The sequence below is a fragment of the Pseudomonas sp. BN606 genome (assembly GCF_029873115.1).
Lineage (GTDB): Bacteria > Pseudomonadota > Gammaproteobacteria > Pseudomonadales > Pseudomonadaceae > Metapseudomonas.
The window spans coordinates 43,249-62,545 of sequence record NZ_SSOF01000084.1 but is presented as its reverse complement, the minus strand read 5'-3'; the positions used below and the strand labels follow the sequence as shown (position 1 = coordinate 62,545).

18 protein-coding genes are annotated in these 19,297 nt (G+C 64.8%); 12 read left to right on the top strand and 6 right to left on the bottom strand.

The genetic code is table 11. The features are described 5' to 3' along the window. Positions 1-43: 43 nt before the first annotated feature. Entirely contained in the window at positions 44-1,168 is a 1,125-nt protein-coding gene (locus E8E75_RS26915; RefSeq protein ID WP_120653090.1) for an agmatine deiminase family protein, read from the top strand. 74 nt (positions 1,169-1,242) lie between these two features. Here E8E75_RS26915 and hrpB read toward each other — a convergent pair whose 3' ends face one another. Next, positions 1,243-3,768 (bottom strand): ATP-dependent helicase HrpB, encoded by a 2,526-nt coding sequence (gene hrpB / locus E8E75_RS26910; RefSeq protein WP_153921467.1) that lies wholly within the window; start codon positions 3,766-3,768, stop codon positions 1,243-1,245. A 126-nt stretch (positions 3,769-3,894) separates the two neighbouring features. Here hrpB and E8E75_RS26905 point away from each other — a divergent pair, with 126 nt between their 5' ends. The 6 genes from E8E75_RS26905 (at position 3,895) to E8E75_RS26880 (ending at position 7,374) form a co-directional block, all read left to right on the top strand. Then, positions 3,895-4,314, top strand: a complete 420-nt coding sequence (locus E8E75_RS26905; RefSeq protein ID WP_120653092.1) for a polyribonucleotide nucleotidyltransferase — start codon at positions 3,895-3,897, stop codon at positions 4,312-4,314. Between the two features lies 1 nt (position 4,315). Beyond that, positions 4,316-4,819 carry a DinB family protein gene (locus E8E75_RS26900; RefSeq protein WP_120653093.1) on the top strand — a complete coding sequence of 168 codons (504 nt, stop codon included), beginning with the start codon at positions 4,316-4,318 and terminating at the stop codon, positions 4,817-4,819. Next, positions 4,816-5,703, top strand: a complete 888-nt coding sequence (locus E8E75_RS26895) for a cation diffusion facilitator family transporter (protein ID WP_120653094.1) — start codon at positions 4,816-4,818, stop codon at positions 5,701-5,703. Before E8E75_RS26900 ends, E8E75_RS26895 begins: the two co-directional genes overlap by 4 nt. A 59-nt stretch (positions 5,704-5,762) precedes the next feature. Continuing rightward, the gene (locus tag E8E75_RS26890) at positions 5,763-6,182 is read left to right on the top strand and encodes an MAPEG family protein (protein WP_120653095.1); all 420 of its coding nucleotides are present in this window, start codon (positions 5,763-5,765) and stop codon (positions 6,180-6,182) included. Between the two features lie 333 nt (positions 6,183-6,515). Beyond that, the gene (locus E8E75_RS26885; RefSeq protein ID WP_016490763.1) at positions 6,516-6,995 is read left to right on the top strand and encodes an Lrp/AsnC family transcriptional regulator; all 480 of its coding nucleotides are present in this window, start codon (positions 6,516-6,518) and stop codon (positions 6,993-6,995) included. 175 nt (positions 6,996-7,170) lie between these two features. Next, on the top strand, positions 7,171-7,374 hold the full coding sequence (locus tag E8E75_RS26880) for a DUF2788 domain-containing protein (protein WP_077525185.1): 204 nt from the start codon (positions 7,171-7,173) through the stop codon (positions 7,372-7,374). A 28-nt stretch (positions 7,375-7,402) separates the two neighbouring features. Here the strand turns inward: E8E75_RS26880 and E8E75_RS26875 are convergent, their stop codons facing one another. Further along, the gene (locus E8E75_RS26875) at positions 7,403-7,969 is read right to left on the bottom strand and encodes a pseudouridine synthase (RefSeq protein ID WP_162945841.1); all 567 of its coding nucleotides are present in this window, start codon (positions 7,967-7,969) and stop codon (positions 7,403-7,405) included. A 138-nt stretch (positions 7,970-8,107) separates the two neighbouring features. On the opposite strand from E8E75_RS26875, the gene E8E75_RS26870 reads away from it, so the two are divergent. Continuing rightward, on the top strand, positions 8,108-9,157 hold the full coding sequence (locus tag E8E75_RS26870) for an MBL fold metallo-hydrolase (protein ID WP_120653097.1): 1,050 nt from the start codon (positions 8,108-8,110) through the stop codon (positions 9,155-9,157). A gap of 39 nt (positions 9,158-9,196) precedes the next feature. Here the strand turns inward: E8E75_RS26870 and amn are convergent, their stop codons facing one another. The 4 genes from amn to E8E75_RS26850 form a co-directional block, all read right to left on the bottom strand. Then, the gene (gene amn / locus E8E75_RS26865) at positions 9,197-10,678 is read right to left on the bottom strand and encodes an AMP nucleosidase (protein ID WP_153921469.1); all 1,482 of its coding nucleotides are present in this window, start codon (positions 10,676-10,678) and stop codon (positions 9,197-9,199) included. A 119-nt stretch (positions 10,679-10,797) separates the two neighbouring features. Further along, entirely contained in the window at positions 10,798-12,447 is a 1,650-nt protein-coding gene (locus E8E75_RS26860; RefSeq protein ID WP_120653099.1) for an acyl-CoA dehydrogenase family protein, read from the bottom strand. Further along, entirely contained in the window at positions 12,444-13,097 is a 654-nt protein-coding gene (locus E8E75_RS26855) for a TetR/AcrR family transcriptional regulator (RefSeq protein WP_120653100.1), read from the bottom strand. Before E8E75_RS26855 ends, E8E75_RS26860 begins: the two co-directional genes overlap by 4 nt. A gap of 104 nt (positions 13,098-13,201) precedes the next feature. After that, complete coding sequence (locus tag E8E75_RS26850) at positions 13,202-15,598, bottom strand: hybrid sensor histidine kinase/response regulator (RefSeq protein WP_153921471.1); 2,397 nt, start codon at positions 15,596-15,598, stop codon at positions 13,202-13,204. Positions 15,599-15,850: 252 nt separating this feature from the next. Here E8E75_RS26850 and E8E75_RS26845 point away from each other — a divergent pair, with 252 nt between their 5' ends. Genes E8E75_RS26845 through E8E75_RS26830 form a run of 4 tightly spaced genes read left to right on the top strand, consistent with a single transcriptional unit; the run spans position 15,851 to position 19,241 of the window. Then, complete coding sequence (locus E8E75_RS26845; RefSeq protein ID WP_120653102.1) at positions 15,851-16,648, top strand: hydroxymethylpyrimidine/phosphomethylpyrimidine kinase; 798 nt, start codon at positions 15,851-15,853, stop codon at positions 16,646-16,648. Continuing rightward, positions 16,645-17,274, top strand: coding sequence for a thiamine phosphate synthase (gene thiE / locus E8E75_RS26840; RefSeq protein ID WP_120653103.1), 630 nt, complete (start codon positions 16,645-16,647; stop codon positions 17,272-17,274). The genes E8E75_RS26845 and thiE overlap by 4 nt, the downstream gene beginning before the upstream one ends. 30 nt (positions 17,275-17,304) lie before the next feature. Beyond that, positions 17,305-18,594, top strand: coding sequence for a glutamate-1-semialdehyde 2,1-aminomutase (gene hemL, locus E8E75_RS26835; RefSeq protein WP_120653104.1), 1,290 nt, complete (start codon positions 17,305-17,307; stop codon positions 18,592-18,594). Next, positions 18,594-19,241, top strand: a complete 648-nt coding sequence (locus tag E8E75_RS26830; protein WP_120653105.1) for a hypothetical protein — start codon at positions 18,594-18,596, stop codon at positions 19,239-19,241. The genes hemL and E8E75_RS26830 overlap by 1 nt, the downstream gene beginning before the upstream one ends. Positions 19,242-19,297: the final 56 nt, after the last annotated feature.

Below are 19,297 nucleotides of genomic sequence, written 5' to 3'. Positions count from 1 at the left end.
CCGCGGCGACAACGGGCCCACCCCATCCAACAGAGGAAAATCCATGTCTACACGTCGTGACTTCATCAAGCAGCTGATGACTGCCAGCGGAATCGGCGCAGTTGCTTCCCTAGGCCTAGGATTCGGCGCGGCCCGTGTGCCCGCGGCACTGGCCGGCAGCTGGTACATGCCCGACGAACAAGGCCCGCAGGAGCGGGTGATCGTGGCGTTCGCCGCTTCTTCCCGCGTCTGGGAGGGCTGGGAGACCGCAGTCAACAACACCATCGCCCTGTTGGCCAAGACCATCGCCAGGTACCAGCCGGTGACAGTGCTGTGCCGCGCCAATCAGCTGTCGCAGGCCAAGAGCAAATGCGGCACCACCAACATCGAATTCCTGACCATGCCGCTGGATGATGTCTGGGTGCGCGATTACGGCGGCTGCTTCGTGGTCGATGGAGCCGGCGGCCTGGGCCTGGTGGACTTCAACTTCAACGGCTGGGGCGCCAAGCAGACTGCGGCCAACGACACCCGCGTGGCCGACACCCTCAGCTATGAGATGGAAGCCAGCTACATCCGCAGCGCACTGGTCGGCGAAGGCGGCGGCATCGAGGTGGACGGCCATGGCACCGCAATCATGACCGAAAGCTGCTGGGTCAACAGCAACCGCAACCCGGGGATGAGCCGGGGGCAGATCGAAGCCGAGCTGAAGGCCAACCTCGGCCTGCGCAAGATCATCTGGCTGCCAGGCATCAAGGACAAGGACATCACCGACGCCCACGTCGACTTCTATGCGCGCTTCGTCAAACCCGGCGTGGTGATTGCCAACCTGGACAACGACCCCAAGTCCTACGACTACGCGGTGACCCGCAAGCACCTGGAAATCCTCAACGCTGCCACGGATGCCGATGGCCGCAAGCTGGTGATCCATACCCTGCCGCCGCCCCTGAAGGTGCGCAGCAACCAGTACACCAGCAACAACCCGGATTTCGCGCCGGGCTACATCAACTTCCTGCCCGTCAACGGCGCAGTAATCGCCCCGCAGTTCGGTGACGCGGCGGCGGACAAGTACTGCAAGGACCTGCTAACCAAGCTCTATCCGGGCCGCGTCGTGGAGCAGATCAACATCGACCCGATCGCCGCCGGCGGTGGCGGCATTCATTGCGTGACCAAGAACCTTCCACTCATTTGAGCTCAGGTCGAGATCCTATAGGGCGGCACCCTGCCGCCCTTCTCCTCTGCCTCGGATAAGGACAGGTCGTAGCGCTACGACTTGCGCGGCTTGGCCCGAGCGGTTGGCTCTGCCACAAGGGGGTCATCCGGCCAGTAGTGTTTCGGGTACCGCCCTTTCAGGTCTTTTTTCACATCCGCATAGGTATTGCGCCAGAAGCTGCCCAGGTCCTGGGTGACCTGTACCGGCCGCTGGGCCGGTGAGAGCAGGTGCAGCTTCACCGCCAGACGCCCCCCGGCGATTCGAGGGGTGTCAGCCAGCCCGAACAGTTCCTGCAGGCGCACCGCCAACACGGGCGGGAACTCGTGATAGTCCAGGCGAATGCTCGACTGCGAGGGCACTTGCAGGGTGCGCGGCGCCAGCTCATCCAGGCGCTGCGGCAGCGGCCAGGGCAACAGCCCCTGGAGGATGCCGGACAGTTCCAGGTTGGCGAAATGCGATAGCCGCGAGACCTTGCCCAAATAGGGCAGCAGCCAGTTTTCCAGTGTCGCCAGTAGCGCCGCGTCACTGACATCCGGCCACTCGCTCTTACCCTTGTCTTCCAGGTCAAGCCGACGCAGCAGGTTCACCCGCGCCTGCCATTGGCGGAGCTCAGGCGTCCACGGCAGGAGCTCCAGACCCTTGCGACGCACCAGCCCGAGCAGGGCGCGCGAACGCGCCTCGCCGTCAAGTTCGGTCAGTGCTTCACGGGCCAGCACCAGCTCGCCGACCCGGACCTGCCGTTCGGCACGCAACACACCTTCGCGCTCGTCCCAGTCCAGCAGGTCCTGGCGGCTCACTTGTTCGCTCAGGGCTCCGTCAAACAGTGCCGGGTCGAGGTCGGCCGCCAGGTAAATGCGTTCTTCGCGCTGCCCCTGGCGACTGCCTAGGTCGGCAATCACCAACCACGGCTCCTTCATCAAGGCGTCCGGCTCGCCGAAGGTGGCAGCACGCCCATTGGCGAGACGGTAATCAGCGCCCCCGGAACGGCGTTGCTGGGCGATCCGGTCCGGATAGGCGAATGCCAGCAGGCAGCCGAGCCAACGCGAATGCTCCGGGTCGTTCACCGGCTCGCTGGCCGGGCCACGCAGGTAGGAGCGGAATTGCCGCGCCAGCTGACGGGCGCGCTGGACGCCGCCGCGAGAGCCGCGAGCCGTGCGCTCTTCGCCTGCCAGCAGCGCGAGGCGGCTATGCAGGTCGGCACCGCCGCCGCGCAGGATGTCGCGCTCCCCTAGTAGCGCGGCGAGGTCGCAGGCCAAAGCACCAAGCCCCAGCGCCTGTCCACGCAACAGCAAGTGGGCAATGCGCGGATGGGCCGGCAGCTCGGCCATGGCCTGGCCGTGCCGGGTCAGGCCACCGCCTTCGTCCAGGGCGCCCAGGCGTTGCAGCAGGTCGCGACCTTGGGCGTAAGCGGCAGCGGGAGGTGGATCGAGCCAGGCCAATTCGTTGGGATCAGCAATGCCCCAGCGCGCCAATTGCAGAGCCAGACCCGCGAGGTCGGCCTGGAGGATTTCCGCACTGCCGTGGGCAGCCAGCTGTTCATGCTGAGCCTCGGACCAGAGCCTGTAACAGGCACCCGCTTGCAAACGGCCCGCCCGGCCGGCGCGCTGGGTTGCCGAGGCCCGAGAGATGCGCTGGGTATCCAGCCGGGTCATGCCGCTGGCGGGGTCGAAGCGCGGCACCCGCTCCAACCCGGCGTCCACTACGACGCGTACGCCGTCGATGGTCAGGCTGGTTTCGGCGATGTTGGTGGCCAGCACTATCTTGCGCTTGCCAGCCGGAGCCGGTTCGATGGCCGCACGCTGGGCGGCCAGATCCAAATCGCCATGTAGCGGACAGAGCAGGATGTCGGGGCGGCCGTCGAGGCGCTCTCCCAACTGGTCGGCAACGCGACGTATCTCCGCCTGGCCGGGGAGGAACACCAACAGGCTGCCGGGTTCGTCGGCAAGTGCCTGGAGCACGGCCTGCACCACCTTGGGTTCAAGCGCATCGCCCGGTTGACTGGCGCGCCCCCAGCGCTGCTCCACCGGGAACATGCGACCTTCGCTGCGCACCACCGGCGCCTCGTCGAGCAGACGCGACAAACGCTCGCCTTCCAGCGTGGCGGACATCAGCAGCACCTTCAGCGCCGGCTCGTCGCGCAGCAAGGCGCGGCCGTTCAGGCAGAGGGCCAGAGCCAGATCGGCATCGAGGCTTCGCTCGTGGAACTCGTCGAAAATCACCAGCCCCACGCCCTCGAGCGCCGGGTCTTCCTGGAGGCGGCGAGCCAGGATGCCCTCGGTCACCACTTCGATGCGTGTGCGCGGGCCGACCTTCGATTCCAGGCGGATGCGGTAGCCAACGGTTTCCCCTACCGACTCCCCCAGTTCGCTGGCCAGGCGCTCGGCGGCCGCCCGGGCGGCCAGGCGGCGCGGTTCCAGCATCAGGATGCTCTGTCCGGCGAGCCACGGTTCGTCCAGCAGCGCCAACGGCACGCGGGTGGTCTTGCCAGCGCCGGGCGGCGCCTCCAGCACAGCTTCGTGGCGAGATTGCAGGGCGGCCCGCAGGTCGGGCAGGACGGCATCGATGGGTAGGGGATTCATGGGTACTCCAGGCAGGCGCAAAGTATACCGGCGAACTGCCAGTTCCTTGCCGGGGTCTTAGATGAACCAGGCGGTTTTGAAACGAACGCCTTGGTATAGTTGCGATCTTTCGACCAGGAGATGCATATGCGCATTGCTTCCCGTTGGATCGGCGGCGCCGTCGCCGCTGCTCTGTTCACCCAGCTCACCGCCTGCGGCACGCTCTTCTATCCGGATCGTCGTGGCCAGATCGAAGGCAAGATCGACCCCGTGGTCGCCGCGCTGGATGCTATCGGCATTCTTTTCTATGTGATCCCCGGCCTGATCGCCTTCGCCGTCGATTTCGCCACCGGCGCGATCTACCTGCCCGATGGCCAGACCGCACAAGTCGCCCCTGAAACCCTGCGCGAGGCCATCGGCGCCGATGGCAAGGTCGACCCGGTGCGCCTGAAGTCGATCATCGCCCGTGAAACCGGCCATGACCTGCCGCTGGACAACCCGCAACTGCTGCAGCGCAGCGGCAACCTGCAGCAGTTGGCTGCATACGGTCTGCACCCGGCGGCCTGAAATGGGCGAGCTGGCGCGGCATTTCCAACATCTGCTGGCTTACCACGCCTGGGCGTACCAACGTCTGCTGGATAGCCTGCGGCAAGTGGATGACGCGGCGTACCGCGCCCCGTGCGGGCTGTTCTTTGGCAGCCTGCACGGCACCCTGAATCATCTGGCTGCAGTGGACCGCATCTGGCTGGCAAGGGTTCGCCAGGAACCCCAGCCCTATGATCGACTGGATGTGGAAGTGGCCAGCGGCCGTGACGAACTCGCCACCTGCCTGGCGGCAGGCGTCCAGGCCTGGCAGGCACAACTGGTCGGCCTGGATGACGCGACCCTGTTGCGCCCGCTGGATTACCGCAACATGCGCGGCGATCCACAGCAGCGTTCGCTGAGCGATATCGTCACCCACCTGGTCAACCATGGCACCCATCACCGGGGCCAGGCATCCGCCGCAATCTCGGCAATGGGCCTGGAGACGCCAGCCATGGACTTCATCTACTTCAAGCCGGAGTCGGCATGACCTCATCCCGCCAGCACGCGCAGTTGCTGCGCCTGGCCACTCGCGCCTCACTCGTTGTCGCCATCACCCTGGTCATTGCCAAAGCCATTGCCTGGGCCATGAGTGGCTCGGTCAGCTTGCTGGCCGGCCTCACCGACTCTCTGATGGACAGCGCAGCGTCATTGCTCAACCTGCTGGCGGTGCATTACGCACTGAAGCCGGCAGACGACGATCACCGCTACGGGCATGGCAAGGCCGAGGCCCTGGCAGGCCTGGCCCAGGCGCTGTTCATCAGCGTCAGCGCCGTACTGGTGGCCGCCCAGGCGTATGAACGGCTGAACGACCCGGAACCGCTCGGCGCGCAGGCGCTCGGCATAGGCGTGATGATCCTGTCGCTGGCGCTTACCGCCGGCTTGCTGATGCTCCAGCGCCGGGTGATCCGCGCCACCGGTTCCTCTGCGATCCGTGCCGACTCGCTGCACTATCGCTCCGACCTGCTGCTCAACGGCAGCATCCTCCTCGCACTCATCCTGGCGAGCTTCGGCTGGCAGCGGGCCGACGGGCTGTTCGGCATGGGTATTGCCGGATACATCCTCTGGAGCGCGATCGGCATCGCCCGGGAATCGATCTCGGTATTGATGGACGAGGAGCTGACGCCCGCCATCAGCGCCGACATGCACCGGCTTGCCTGCTCCGTCCCGGGTGTACTCGGCGCTCATGACCTGCGCACGCGAATCTCCGGCAACCATTGGTACGTGCAATTGCACCTGGAACTACCGGGCGAACTGACGCTATCCCGCGCCCATGTACTCTGCGAGGAGGCGGCGCAGGCCATCACCGACCAGTACCCGCGCGCCGAAGTGCTGGTGCACGCCGACCCCAGTGAAGTGGTGAAACACGACTAGAGTAATTACTCTAAAACTTCTAGACTCGCTCGCTCCATAACAAGAACGAGGAGTCCGCAATGCCCCTGTCCCTTTCCGCCACCACCCTGCTCGGCCTGGTCGCCTGGAGTCTGCTGCTGGTTTTCCTGATGGTGAACCAGCGTGGCCTGCTGGTGCTGACCGGGCGGATGAGGGTCAACGCCTTCGCCGCTGATGGCAGCAACACCCCCGGCGCCTTCGGGCAGCGCCTGGTGCGCGCCCATGCCAACACCCTGGAAAACCTGCCGATGCAGGCCGCGCTGTTGCTCTATGCCATCACCACCGAGCAGACCGCCGTCACCGATCCACTCGCCGGTTTGTTGCTGGGCGCCCGCTTGTTCCAGAGCCTCGTGCACCTCATCAGCACCAGCGCGCTGTTCGTCTGGCTGAGATTTGCCGGGTTCTTCGTGCAGCTGGCAATCATGGCCTGGTGGCTGCTAAAGCTGGCCGGGGTGATCTGACGCCTCAGGAAGCTAATAAAAAAGGGGGCCCCGTACAGCGGGCCCCCTTCGGGAAATTCGTCCTGTGCTGGCGATTTTGTCGCCGCTTTCATCGCCTGCCTGATTGGGCAGTGCGGACCCGGGGGCCTGCTCGATCCGGTTGGATCGGCGGCGCCGACACACCTGATTGGGCGGGTCGGGTGGACTTGCTGTCCGGGCCGTGAAACTGAGAGAAATATTACGGCGACGAACGCGACGAATGATTGCGAATATTGCTCACAAAAGTACTGCTTGCGCAATTAATCACCAAAGCAGCAATATTCACAGCAATCAGAACAAAGAGATGGCTCTGCAATGGAAAAACTCGATCGATACGACCTCAAGATCCTCGCCGAATTGCAGCGCGACGCGCGCATCTCGAATCAAGAGCTGGCCGAACGGATCGGACTGTCACCTTCCCCCTGCTCTCGGCGGGTAAAGCAGCTGGAGGACGACGGCTACATCGTCCGCCAGGTCGCGCTGCTTGACCGCAAGAAGCTCGGCCTCAGCCTCACCGCCTATGTGTTGATCGGCATGGATCGCCACACACCGGAACGCTTCGAGCATTTCCAGGAAGTCATCCGTCAGTGTCCCGAGGTGCTGGAGTGCAGCCTGGTGACCGGAATGGAGGCGGACTACCAGCTGAAAGTGGTGGTACCAGACATGGACCATTACCAGCAATTCCTGCTGGGCCAGTTGACCCGGATCGAAGGCGTGACCAGCGTGCGTTCGAGCTTCGTGCTCAATCAGGTGTTGAGCAGCACCGAGCTGCCCCTGGGTCATCTGCGCGGCTGAACGGACCTCGCGCGACGGACGGCTTGGCGTATAATCGCCGCGCTTTGCTGCACCCCTCGCGTGGCCCCGCCTCACAAGAGCCTTCCGGCTCACGGAATCACAAGTGCACCGCCCCGCTTTCCGCCCGGCCCTCGGCCCTGCGGGTGCAGCCTGTATTCAGCCCAAGAGGTGTGAGATGAGTCCGGAGAAGTTCGAAGAATTGATGATGACAGCGATGATCGCCGTTCTGGTGGCCTTCATGGCCTTCATCGTCTGGGACCTGGCCAAGAAGTCCAAGGCGGGTCGCTTCGGCACCATGATCCTGTTTCTTGCCCTCGGCCTTGGCGTGCTGGGCTTTGTCATCAAGACGCTGGTGATCGGCAGTATCGAAGGTCTTTGAGCAGCCCGAAAACCCAGGCGGTGCCGACTTAGAGCATCGCCGGCACGTCCCGGTATTCTCCTGGCTCCAGCCCATCGAGGCTCCAGGGACCAATGCGTACCCGCACCAGCCGCAACGTAGGCAAGCCAACTGCAGCGGTCATGCGCCGCACCTGACGGTTACGTCCTTCACGAATCACCAGTTCCAGCCAGGTGGTAGGTACGCTCTTGCGAAAACGCACCGGCGGATTGCGCTCCCACAGCGCAGGCTCTTCGATCTGCCGGGCCTCGGCGGGCAGGGTCGGACCGTCATTCAGCTCCACGCCTTCACGCAGCCGTTTCAGTTGCTCGTCACTGGGCTCCCCCTCCACCTGCACCCAATAGGTCTTGGCGAGTTTGTGCTTCGGATCGGCGATTCGCGCCTGCAGCTGGCCATCGTTGGTCAGCAGCAGGAGGCCTTCGCTGTCGCGGTCGAGGCGACCGGCGGGGTAGATGCCGGGGATCGGGATGTAGTCCTTGAGGGTCGCGCGGCCGTCGCCGTCGCTGAACTGAGTCAGCACGTCGAAGGGCTTGTTGAACAGCACCAGGCGCGGCTCCACCGGGGGCGACTTGGCCACACGACGGGGCGCAGCAGGGCGACGGGAAGCAGGGCGAGAGGGACGAGTTGGGCGCGACATGCCTGGAAACGGGTTGGCGGTCTGGGAATGGGAGAGGCATGCTAGGTTGACTGCCTCCCCGCCGCAAGAGAGAACGCCATGCCGCGTGCCCTGCGCCCCACCTGGCTGATCAACCTGATGACCCTCGCAGGCTATCACCGCTCGCCCTATCGCGGTCCGGCGACGACCAACTTTGACGGCCGTCGATTCCGCAACCTCGAACCCAAGCCGCACAAGGACCTGCGGTCCTTCCTGCGCTGGCAGTTCAGTCGCGAGAAGCAGGCGGACTGGCTCGACCAGCCCGGCCCGGCCGTGCCGCCCGAGGTTCCCGCGCGCGTGCAAGGCAACGAACTCCGGGTCACCTACATCAATCACGCCACCCTGCTGCTGCAACATCGCGGACTGAACATCCTCACGGACCCGGTCTGGTCGCAGCGGGTCAGCCCGTTCAGCTTCGTCGGCCCCAAACGCCATCACCCGCCGGGCCTGCAACTGGACCAGTTGCCGCCCATCGACCTGATCCTGGTCAGCCACAACCATTACGACCACCTTGACCTGGAAAGCCTGCGCGGGCTGGTAGAGCGCTTTCCGCAGGCCACCGTCGTCAGCGGCCTGGGCAATGGGATGCTGATCCGGGAGGCCGGCTTCAAACAGGTGGTCGAACTGGACTGGTGGCAGGAGATGCCGCTGGCCGGCGACCTGAAGCTCCACTCGGTGCCGGTCCAGCATTGGTCGGCGCGGACCCGTAGCGATACCAACGAAACGCTGTGGATGGGCTTCGTCATCGAGTCGCCCGACGGTCCGTTCCTGTTCCCCGGTGATACCGGTCTGGGGCCAGAATTCCGCCTCATTCGCGAACGCTTCGGGCCGATGCGCTTCGCCGCGCTGCCCATCGGAGCCTACGCACCGCGCTGGTTCATGCGCGACAACCACATGAACCCGGACGATGCGGTCCAGGCGCACCAGCAACTGGAATCCCGCAACAGCCTGGCCATCCACTTCGGCACCTTCAACCTGACCGATGAAGGCCAGTTCGCCCCACCCCGCGACCTCGGCAAGGCCCTGGCCGATTGGAAGGTGGAAGCAGAGGTGTTCCGCGTGCCGACGCCGGGGTATCAGTGGCTGATTCCCCCCATGAGCCATGAATGAAAAAGGGCCACGAGATGCGGCCCTTTTGCTTGTCGATCTTTAGCGGAACGGCGGCTCGTCGAAGCTGCGCAGCTTGCGCGAGTGCAGTGAGTTGAGCTGGGTACGCAGCAGGTCGAGTGCGGCAATGCCGATGCGCAGGTGCTGGCTGACGGCGCGCTGGTAGAAGGCGCTGGCCGAACCGGGCAGCTTGATCTCGCTATGCAGCGGTTTGTCGGAAACGCACAGCAAGGTTCCGTAAGGCACCCGCAGGCGGTAGCCCTGGGCCGCAACCGTGCCGCTTTCCATGTCCACGGCAACCGCCCGTGACAGGTTGATCAGCGGCCGTTCCTGGGCCCAACGCAGCTCCCAGTTGCGGTCGTCGTAGGTGAGTACGGTGCCGGTACGCAGGCGGCGCTTGAGGTCTTCGCCGCGCTCGCCAGTGACCTGCGCCGCCGCCTCCTGCAACGCCTGCTGCACTTCGGCCAGCGCCGGCAACGGGATGTTGGGCGGCAGCACGCGGTCGAGAATGCCGTCGCGACGCATGTAGGCATGGGCCAGCACATAGTCACCGATGGTCTGCGACTGCCGCAGCCCGCCACAGTGGCCGATCATCAGCCAGCAGTGCGGACGCAGTACGGCCAGGTGGTCGGTGATGTTCTTCGCGTTGGACGGACCGACGCCGATATTCACCAGGGTTACGCCATGGCCGTCGGTGGCGATGAGGTGGTAGGCCGGCATCTGGTAACGGTGCCAGACCACGCCGTCGACGATCGCCTGCATCTCGCCCTCGTCCATGCCGCGTTCCACCACCACATTGCCCGGCAGGACCATGCGCACGAAGCGCGGATCCTCTCGCAGCTGGTCGATGCCATGACGGATGAACTGGTCGACGTAGCGGTGATAGTTGGTCAGCAGGATCCACGGCTGAACGTGCCGCCAATCGCTGCCGGTGTAATGCACCAGGCGGCGAAGGGAGAAGTCCACCCTCGCTGCGTCGAACAGGGCCAGCGGCAGCGGATCGGTGTTCTCCCAATCGTAGAGTCCGTCGGCCACGCCATCGGTAGCGGCAGAAAGGTCCGTACTGGGGAAGACCCGCGCCAGTTCGGCGGCGGTCACACCGGACCCTGCCAGCTCATCACCATGCTCCACTACATAGGGATACGGGATGTTCTGCTGGCTGGTACCCACTTCCACCTGCACGGTGAAGTCGTGCATCAGCGGTCGCAGTTGTTCAAGGAGATAGGTGCGGAAGGCGTCCGGGTGGGTGACGGTGACACTGTAGTTGCCCGGTACCTGGATCTTGGCGAAGGCGCGGGTCGTGGAAGGGACTTCGCCCTGGCAGCGGTACGTGATGCGCAGCAACGGATAGCGGAACGACGCACGCTGCGCGGCATTCGGCTCGACGCGTTCCTTGATGTAGTGTTTCAACGCCTGACTAAGGGCACCAGTGGCCTGCCTGTGCAGCTCGGAGAGGCGGTCAACGGCTTCCTCGGCGGTTTCGGCAATCACAAAATCGTTCGGTTCGAGGCTCACGGTCGGCATCCTGTCTATTCGCTCTGGACCTATCTTGCCTGCTTGGACAGATAAAGGCATAGAACGATTCGGCAGGATGCCGCGCCGCAGTCGCCACCCGCTGCAAGAGCGGATGGCCAAGCCGCAGATCAGGCCAGGTGAGGCGTCGATCGAGCGACCAGGGCCTCGACGTCGGCACCGCGAGGCAACGTGCCATAGACACGCCCATGCTCGCCCAGGCGGCTGCCGATGAAGGCATCGGCAACCGTGGCATTGCCGGCTTCCAGGAGCAGCTTGGCCTGCAAGGCCACGGCCACGTCTTCGGTCAGCTGGCGGGCCCGATACTGGATGTCAGCGGTGTCGGCAAAGCCCTTCTTCAGCTTGCCGATGAAGGACGCCAGGCGCGCATCGCCATGACCATTCCCCAGTTCGGCGAAGAGTGCATCGAGCACGCCCGGCTCCTTGGACAGGGCACGCAGCACGTCCAGGCACTGCACGTTGCCGGAGCCTTCCCAGGTCGAGTTCACCGGCGCTTCGCGGTACAAACGCGGCAGGATGGTGTCCTCAACGTAGCCTGCACCACCCAGGCACTCGGCGGCCTCGTTGATCATCGCGGGCGCCCGTTTGCAGATCCAGTACTTGCCCACGGCGGTCACCAGTCGGGCGAACTTGTCTTCCTGCTCGTCGTGAACCTTGTCCAGGGCGCGCCCCATGCGCATGGTCAGGGCCAGCGCGGCTTCGCTTTCCAGGGCCAGGTCGGCCAACACGTTCTGCATAAGTGGCTGCTCGGCCAGCACGCGGCCACCGACCTTGCGGTAGGCGCAGTGGTGCGCGGCCTGGGTCAGTGCCTGACGCATCAGGGCGCTGGAACCGATCATGCAGTCGAAGCGGGTCAGGGACACCATCTCGATGATGGTCGGCACGCCACGCCCCTCCTCGCCCACCATCCAGGCCAGGGCACCACGGTACTCCACCTCGCTGGAGGCGTTGGACCAGTTACCCAGCTTGTTCTTCAGCCGCTGGATGTAGAACTCGTTGCGGCTGCCGTCCGGCCGGTGGCGCGGCAGCAGGAAGCAGGACAGGCCCTTGTCGGTGTAGGCCAGGGTAAGGAAGGCATCACACATGGGTGCCGAGCAGAACCACTTGTGGCCCACGAGTTCGTATGCCTGGCCAGGCCCGGGGATGCCCACGGGATGGGCGCGGGTCGTGTTGGCACGAACGTCGGTGCCCCCCTGTTTCTCGGTCATGGCCATGCCGATGGTGACGCCGGCCTTCTGCTCCATGGGCAAGTTGCGCGGGTCGTACTCACGGGAAAGGATCTTCGGCAGCCACTGCTCGGCGATTTCCGGCTGCAGTCGCAGCGCGGGCACACTGGCGAAGGTCATGGTCAACGGGCAGCCGGTGCCGGCTTCGGCCTGGCTGTGAAGGTAACTCAAGCCGGCACGGGCAACCTGGGCGCCGGCGCGCGGGTCGGTCCAGGGCATCGAGGGGATGCCATGCTCGATGGAGGCGCGCATCAGCTCGTGGTAGGCCGGGTGGAACTCCACCAGGTCCACACGGTGCCCGTAGCGATCATGGCTCTTGAACACCGGTTTGTTCTCGTTGGCAAGGAATCCCGCGCTCATCAGCGGACCTCCGGCCAGGGCGCCATAGGCATCGAGGCGCTCTTCGGCCCAGCCACCCTGGTAGCGGCGGACCCACTCCTGCAGCGGCAGGTCGACGCGATAGAGGTTGGCGCCATCCAGCGGCGGTACCTGGTTGAAGACTTCGTGGGTTTCGGCGAATTCGTGCAGGCTCATCGCAGGTTCTCCTGGACAGGTTGGCTGGCGCCCAGGGCGCGCAGGCAGAAGGTAACGAGGTTGGCGCAGACGGTCTCGAGATCGTCCGAATCATGACCGGCGTCGCGCATCGCGCGCCCCGGGGGCGACAGCGGACCAACCAGTGATTCGGCGATGGCGCCAACCAGGCAGGCTGCAGTGAGAGGAATCGAGGGCACCTGGAATTCACCACGCGCCAGGCCTTCCTCCAACAATTGGCAGAACAGATCGGCATAGGCCTCGCGATAGAGCAGGCGCTGTTCGTCCACTTCGGGGTCCACCGGTTCAGCGATCAGCGCGAAAGCCAGTCGCCGGCTATGCCAGGCTCGCGCAGCGAACTGGCGCAGTCCGTGCGCCAACCGATCCGCGGCCGAGCCTTCGCCACGCAGCACCACGGCGAGGCTGTCCACTTCCACCTGGCTCGCCTGGGCGAAGACCTCTGCGGCCAGCTCGCCCTTGTTGGAGAAGTGCCGGTAAAGGCTGCCGGTGGCAATGCCCACGTCCTCGGCCAGCGCCTGCATGGTCAATGCCGCAAAACCGCCCTCCACCACCCGCGCATGGGCGCAGGCCAGGATGCGGCCGCGTAGCGCCTGGTCACGGTCGATTCGGGATGTGGTGGTGCGATAGGCCATGATCTGAATCCTGATTCACTTCTTTCAGTGAATCAGGATTCAGACCTTGCAGGAAGTGGGAGAAATGCCGCGATTGGTGACATAAATGCCGTGCTCTTGCCGAGTCAACCGAGCGACTTTGCAGTCTCGACCGGCTTGCATAGCAGCCAGTCGTGGAGCAGAGAGCGCAGTTCCTCGAACTTGACCGGTTTGGCCATGTAGTCGCTCATCCCGGCGGCCAGGCAGCGCTCGCGGTCGCCACTGTGACTGTGCGCGGTAATCGCCAGCACTGGCAGGTCGGTGCACCCCGGCATGGCGCGCAGGGCCCGGCAGGTGGCGAAGCCATCCATCACCGGCATCTGGCAGTCCAACAGCACGGCATCGACGGATTCACGGCGAATCTGTTCCAGCGCTTCGGCGCCGTTGTCCGCGGTGAGCACACGATAGCCAAGCTTGAGCAGCATGCCGCGGGTCACCAACTGGTTGATGGCGTTGTCCTCCACCACCAGTACGGTGCACTGCTCCGGCCTGCGCAGCGGCTGGCCGCCAGGGCGTCGCGCAGGCAGGACCTGGCTCTGAGCCGGCAATGAAAGGTTCAGTTCCAGGCTGAAGGTGCTGCCGCGTCCGGGTTGAGACTGATGAGAAAGCTTGCCGCCGAGGAGCGTCACCAGTTGCTGGCTCAGGGCGAGGCCGATTCCGAGTCCGCCGTACTCACGGGTCATGGAGCCATCGAGTTGGTAGAAACGCCGGTAGATCAGGCCATCCGGCGGGGTGGAAAAACCGATGCCGGTATCCATGACGTCGATGTGCAATGCCAGATCGCCGTCGGCCGACTCATGACCGTTGACTCGCAAACCAACGCTACCGCGGCTGGTGAACTTGATGGCGTTGTCCAACAGATAGCCCAGGGCCTGGCCAAGCTTGCCGGCGTCGCCTTCGAGGGTATCCGGGAGCCGGTGATCGAGATCCAGCTCGAAGACCAGCCCTTTTTCCACCGCGCGCAGGCCGTACTGCACCCGCAGGCTGTCCATCAGCCCGCGCAGGCTGAACGGTTCGCGTCGCGGGTAGAGCTTGCCGGCCTGCAGTTCGGTCATGGCGAGGATGTCGTTGACCAGGCGCATCATGTCCCGCGCCGAGCCGGAAGCGGTGCGTTGATACTGCTCGAGTTCTTCGTGCAACGGCAGCGTCTGCATCAGCTCCAGGGAGCCGATGACGCCATTCATCGGCGTGCGCAGCTCATGGGTGACCGTGGCGAGGAACTCATCCTTCAATCGGTTGCTGTTGGCCAGTTCCTGGTTCAGCGCCTCCAGCTTGCGGCCGGCGTCCTGGAGGATGCGCGTGCGTTCTTCTTTCATGGCATTGATACGGTCGGCCAGGGCGAGGGACAGCAGCCCCACTTCCAGCGCCGAACCAATTTGGCTGGCGTACATGGTGAAGAAGGCGTTGGGCAGATAACCCAGCACCATGAGGGTGTTGATGGCGCCGCCGAGGAGGAACGCACTCCAGGCGATGATGAAATAGCGCGCCACGCGCATACCGCGCAGCCAGGCCAGCACGCCGGCAGAGAAGATCACCACGGTGAAGATCAGCGCCAGGGAAGTGGCCAGGCGCAGGGCCAGGCCGTAGCTGGCGGTCAGCGCCAGGACCATCGCTAGTCCGCCCAGGGCCATCAGCGCGAGCAGCGCCCGGTCGACCCAGGGACTGTGGTCGGCCGTGTGCAGGAAGCTGCGCGCGAACTGGCAGCCGAACAGCGCCGCCGAACCGATCAGGAAGGGGGTCGCCGCATTGGCCCACCAGGGATTGTCCGGCCAGAAGTACTGGATGCCCGCACCATTGACGGATATCTGGTAGAGCCCGAACGAGCCTATATAAAGGATGTAATAGAGGTAGCTGGTGTCGCGAACGCTGAGATAGATGAACAGGTTGTAGAAGAGCATCACCAGCAGCACGCCGTATATGATGCCGAGCACATAGATACGTTCCGGCTGCTCTTCGACGAAGGCCTGGGGCGACCAGAGCGTCAACGGTGCCTGGATAGAGCCTTCGCTCTGCAGGCGCATGTAAATGCGTCTGGGTTGGTCAGGTTTCAGGGGAATGCTGAAGACGTAGTTGTTCTGCCTGATCTGCCGGCTATCGAACGACAGCGCGTCACCGGTGCGCTGGGCGAGACGGTAGCCGCCCTGGTCGTCCGGAAGGTAGAGGTCCAGGTGGTCCAGCGGCGGATAGGCCAGCTCCAGCAACCAGTTCTGTTGGTCACGCCCCGCATGCGGTCGGTAGTCCAGGTCGATACGCAACCAGAAGACCGAGTGTGAATACCCGGCATTGAGCACAGGCTTCTCATGGCGGCGGAAGCTGCTGTCCAGAGCGGGGGACGTGATGTCGTCAATCTTGGCATCGCCACGAACGTCTTCGAACACGTCCATGTGCTGGCCCAGCGGGAGACTGCGCAACTGCTCGTCGAATTGCACGGCATTGGCCAGGCCGGCGAACAGGCAAAGGCAGAGGAAAAAGAGGATACGCATGCAGCCCCGCAATGGCCTACTGACCGCGTCCGGGAGCCCCACCTCCTTATCCGACGCGCCACCCTGGGCCAGGTTGTTCGAAAAGTGCACTCTAGCACAGCGCAAGGCGGCTGAAAGCTGCACATTGCCATCACAGCCAGACAGCTCTATCTCGGTACTTTCAGCTGCACCAACAAAGCCATACGCGCACTCCCTGAGGCATAGCGCCGCCGGTGCGGCCCGGCGAAGTGTTTAGTGGTAAGCTCGCCGACCATGAAAACGACCAACTCTCGCCCCGTAGTCCTCTGCCTTTCCGGCCACGACCCAAGTGGTGGCGCCGGCCTTCAGGCGGATATCGAAGCCCTGATCGCACAGGGCTGTCACGCCGCCCCGGCGGTGACAGCCCTGACCGTGCAGGATACCGTCAACGTTTCCGACTTCCGCGTCCTCGACCGCGAATGGGTGCTGGCCCAGGCCAATGCCGTGATCGCCGACCTGCCGGTGGCTGCCGTCAAGCTGGGCATGCTCGGCTCGGTGCAGATGGTCGAGACGGTCCTGGAGATCATGCAGTCCCTGCCGGGCATACCGCTGGTCTGCGACCCGGTACTGCGTGCCGGCGGTGGCGGCGCCCTGGGCAAGGACGAAGTGGGTTACGCGATCCGCGAGCGCCTGCTCCCGATAGCAGCCATCGCCACTCCGAACCTGCCGGAAGCGCGCATCCTCGCCGAGCTGCCCGAAGGCACCCCGGACGAGTGCGCCGAGAAACTCCTGCCTTTCTGCCGCAACCTGCTGATCACAGGCGGCCACGGCGACGAGACCGAAGTGCACAACCGCCTCTACACCCAGGACGGCCGGTGCCTTACCTATACCTGCCAGCGCTTGCCCGGCAGCTACCACGGTTCGGGCTGCACCTTGGCGAGCGCCCTGTCCGGTCGCCTTGCCCTGGGCGAGGAACTGTCCAGCGCGGTACGCAGCGCCCTCGACTACACCTGGCGCACCTTGCGCGACGCAGAACAACCCGGCCACGGCCAGTACGTGCCACGCCGCCTGCCGCTGGACTTCTGCCAATGAAACTGCGCGGCCTCTATGCCATCACCGACAGCCAGCTGCTGGCCGGCGGCAAGTTGCTGCCCTACGTCGAAGCGGCCCTGAAGGGCGGCGCCAAGCTGCTTCAATACCGCGACAAGTCCAGCGACGAGACTCGACGCCTGCGCGAAGCCGAAGCCCTTGGCGAGTTGTGCACCCGCTACGGCGCCCAACTGATCATCAACGATGACGCCGAACTGGCCGCACGCCTGGGTGTCGGCCTGCACCTTGGCCAGGGCGACGGCTCCCTGGCCGCAGCCCGCGCGCTGCTGGGTCGTCAGGCCATCATCGGCGGCACGTGCCACGCCAGTCTCGACCTGGCAGCAACCGCAGTGAGAGAAGGCGCCAGCTATATCGCCTTCGGCCGCTTCTACAATTCCCAGACCAAGCCGGGCGCACCCGCCGCCACCCTGGACCTGCTGGACCAGGCGCGGCAGCGCTTCCAGGCTCCGATCGTCGCCATTGGCGGCGTGACCCTGGAAAATGCCCCCGAGCTGATCACCCGCGGCGCCAGCATGGTTGCGGTGATCCACGCGCTGTTCGGTGCCGATTCCGCCACCGAGGTGGAACGCCGAGCACGTGCCTTCAGCGCCCTGTTCGACGCCGCCTGACCCCGAATTCGCTTGAAAGAGAGACCTGCCATGTCCCGTTCCGAAACCCTGTTCGCCAACGCCCAGAAACACATCCCCGGCGGCGTCAACTCGCCGGTCCGCGCCTTCAAGAGCGTCGGCGGTACGCCGCTGTTCTTCAAGCACGCGGAAGGCGCCTACGTGACGGACGAGGATGACAAGCGCTACGTGGACTACGTCGGTTCCTGGGGCCCGATGATCCTTGGCCACAGCCACCCGGACGTGCTGGGTGCGGTACGCAAGCAACTGGAGCACGGCCTGTCCTACGGCGCGCCGACTGCGCTGGAAGTGGAAATGGCCGACCTCGTCTGCTCCCTCGTGCCGTCCATGGAGATGGTGCGCATGGTCAGCTCCGGCACTGAAGCCACAATGAGCGCCATTCGCCTGGCCCGTGGCTTCACCGGCCGCGACAGCATCATCAAGTTCGAAGGCTGCTACCACGGCCACTCCGACTCCCTGTTGGTGAAAGCCGGTTCCGGCGCCCTGACCCTGGGCGTACCGAGTTCCCCCGGCGTGCCCGCGGCATTCGCCCAGCACACCCTGACCCTGCCGTTCAACGACATCGACGCCGTTGAGAAGACCCTCGCCGACGTGGGCAACGAAGTCGCCTGCATCATCGTCGAGCCGGTTGCCGGCAACATGAACTGCGTACCGCCGGCGCCGGGCTTCCTCGAAGGCCTGCGCAGCCTGTGCGACAAGCACAGCGTGGTGCTGATCTTCGACGAAGTGATGACCGGCTTCCGCGTCGCCCTCGGCGGCGCCCAGGCCCACTACGGCATCACTCCGGACCTGTCCACCTTCGGCAAGATCATCGGTGGCGGCATGCCGGTCGGCTGCTTTGGCGGCAAGCGCGAGATCATGTCTCACATCGCCCCGCTGGGCCCGGTCTACCAGGCCGGCACGCTGTCCGGAAACCCACTGGCCATGGCCGCCGGCCTGACCACCCTGAAGCTGATCAGCCGCCCCGGCTTCCACGCTGAGCTGACCGACTACACCACCCGCATGCTCGACGGTCTGCAGCAGCGCGCCGATGCTGCCGGCATTCCCTTCGTCACCACCCAGGCAGGCGGCATGTTCGGCCTCTACTTCAGTGGCGCTGACGATATCGTCACCTTCCAGGACGTGATGACCAGCGATGCCGAGCGCTTCAAGCGCTTCTTCCACCTGATGCTGGATGGCGGCGTCTACCTGGCACCGAGCGCCTTTGAAGCGGGCTTCACCTCCATTGCCCACGGTGACAAGGAACTGGCCATTACCCTGGACGCCGCTGAGCGCGCCTTCGCCAAACTGAAACAGGCCTGATGCAATACAGCACCGCCCTTTCCGACGGCGTACTCGCCTTCGCTTGCCTGTCCAGCGTCATTGCGCTGAGCCAGCTGGGCAAGGGGTTCGCCGAGACGGAGCGGCCGGCTTGGTTCTGCGCCCTGCTCGGGTTGCTGATCCCGGCCGCAGCAGCCCTATGCGGGGTGGTGCGCTTCTCCGTCGATCCGTCCTGGCGCGAGGCTCACAGCCTGCTCAGCCAGGCTGGGACCTTCCTCGCCTTACCGCTGGTCGCACTGGCGATCTTCGCCTTGTCCCGCAGCGCGACCTGGAGCCGGGCCTTCTGGGGGCGCCTGGTGATCGGTCTGTGCGTGGTGTTCGAACTGGCCCGGAGAGCTGGGTTGCTTGCCGAGTATCGTCTGCTGCTCAGTTTCGCGGCTTTCGCCCTGATCCTTCTAGCGGGCCTTGGCAGGCTGCCGCAGCGGGCCTCGCCAGCGCTGGCAGCGCTCGCCATCGTCGGTTTGTTCCTGGTAGCCGGATTGCTGGTGGGGACCGAAGGCTTCATGGGTTCTTTACGCCGGGTCGACCTGTTCCACGCCCTGCTCACGCCCGCCTATCCGCTGATGACGTGGTTGCTCCTGCAGTTTCGCGACACAGTGCCAAGCGCAAACAAAGTAAAGGCTTTGTAAGATCGCCCTCGCTTATTTCATAATGTGACCGTTGGCGCGTTTCTCGCCGGCCGGGC

Excerpts from the sequence above, each read along its gene's own strand:
- E8E75_RS26915 (WP_120653090.1), top strand. The coding sequence starts at position 44 with ATGTCTACACGTCGTGACTTCATCAAGCAGCTGATGACTGCCAGCGGA.
- hrpB (WP_153921467.1), bottom strand. The coding sequence starts at position 3,768 with ATGAATCCCCTACCCATCGATGCCGTCCTGCCCGACCTGCGGGCCGCC.
- E8E75_RS26905 (WP_120653092.1), top strand. The coding sequence starts at position 3,895 with ATGCGCATTGCTTCCCGTTGGATCGGCGGCGCCGTCGCCGCTGCTCTG.
- E8E75_RS26900 (WP_120653093.1), top strand. The coding sequence starts at position 4,316 with ATGGGCGAGCTGGCGCGGCATTTCCAACATCTGCTGGCTTACCACGCC.
- E8E75_RS26895 (WP_120653094.1), top strand. The coding sequence starts at position 4,816 with ATGACCTCATCCCGCCAGCACGCGCAGTTGCTGCGCCTGGCCACTCGC.
- E8E75_RS26890 (WP_120653095.1), top strand. The coding sequence starts at position 5,763 with ATGCCCCTGTCCCTTTCCGCCACCACCCTGCTCGGCCTGGTCGCCTGG.
- E8E75_RS26885 (WP_016490763.1), top strand. The coding sequence starts at position 6,516 with ATGGAAAAACTCGATCGATACGACCTCAAGATCCTCGCCGAATTGCAG.
- E8E75_RS26880 (WP_077525185.1), top strand. The coding sequence starts at position 7,171 with ATGAGTCCGGAGAAGTTCGAAGAATTGATGATGACAGCGATGATCGCC.
- E8E75_RS26870 (WP_120653097.1), top strand. The coding sequence starts at position 8,108 with ATGCCGCGTGCCCTGCGCCCCACCTGGCTGATCAACCTGATGACCCTC.
- amn (WP_153921469.1), bottom strand. The coding sequence starts at position 10,678 with ATGCCGACCGTGAGCCTCGAACCGAACGATTTTGTGATTGCCGAAACC.
- E8E75_RS26860 (WP_120653099.1), bottom strand. The coding sequence starts at position 12,447 with ATGAGCCTGCACGAATTCGCCGAAACCCACGAAGTCTTCAACCAGGTA.
- E8E75_RS26855 (WP_120653100.1), bottom strand. The coding sequence starts at position 13,097 with ATGGCCTATCGCACCACCACATCCCGAATCGACCGTGACCAGGCGCTA.
- E8E75_RS26850 (WP_153921471.1), bottom strand. The coding sequence starts at position 15,598 with ATGCGTATCCTCTTTTTCCTCTGCCTTTGCCTGTTCGCCGGCCTGGCC.
- E8E75_RS26845 (WP_120653102.1), top strand. The coding sequence starts at position 15,851 with ATGAAAACGACCAACTCTCGCCCCGTAGTCCTCTGCCTTTCCGGCCAC.
- thiE (WP_120653103.1), top strand. The coding sequence starts at position 16,645 with ATGAAACTGCGCGGCCTCTATGCCATCACCGACAGCCAGCTGCTGGCC.
- hemL (WP_120653104.1), top strand. The coding sequence starts at position 17,305 with ATGTCCCGTTCCGAAACCCTGTTCGCCAACGCCCAGAAACACATCCCC.
- E8E75_RS26830 (WP_120653105.1), top strand. The coding sequence starts at position 18,594 with ATGCAATACAGCACCGCCCTTTCCGACGGCGTACTCGCCTTCGCTTGC.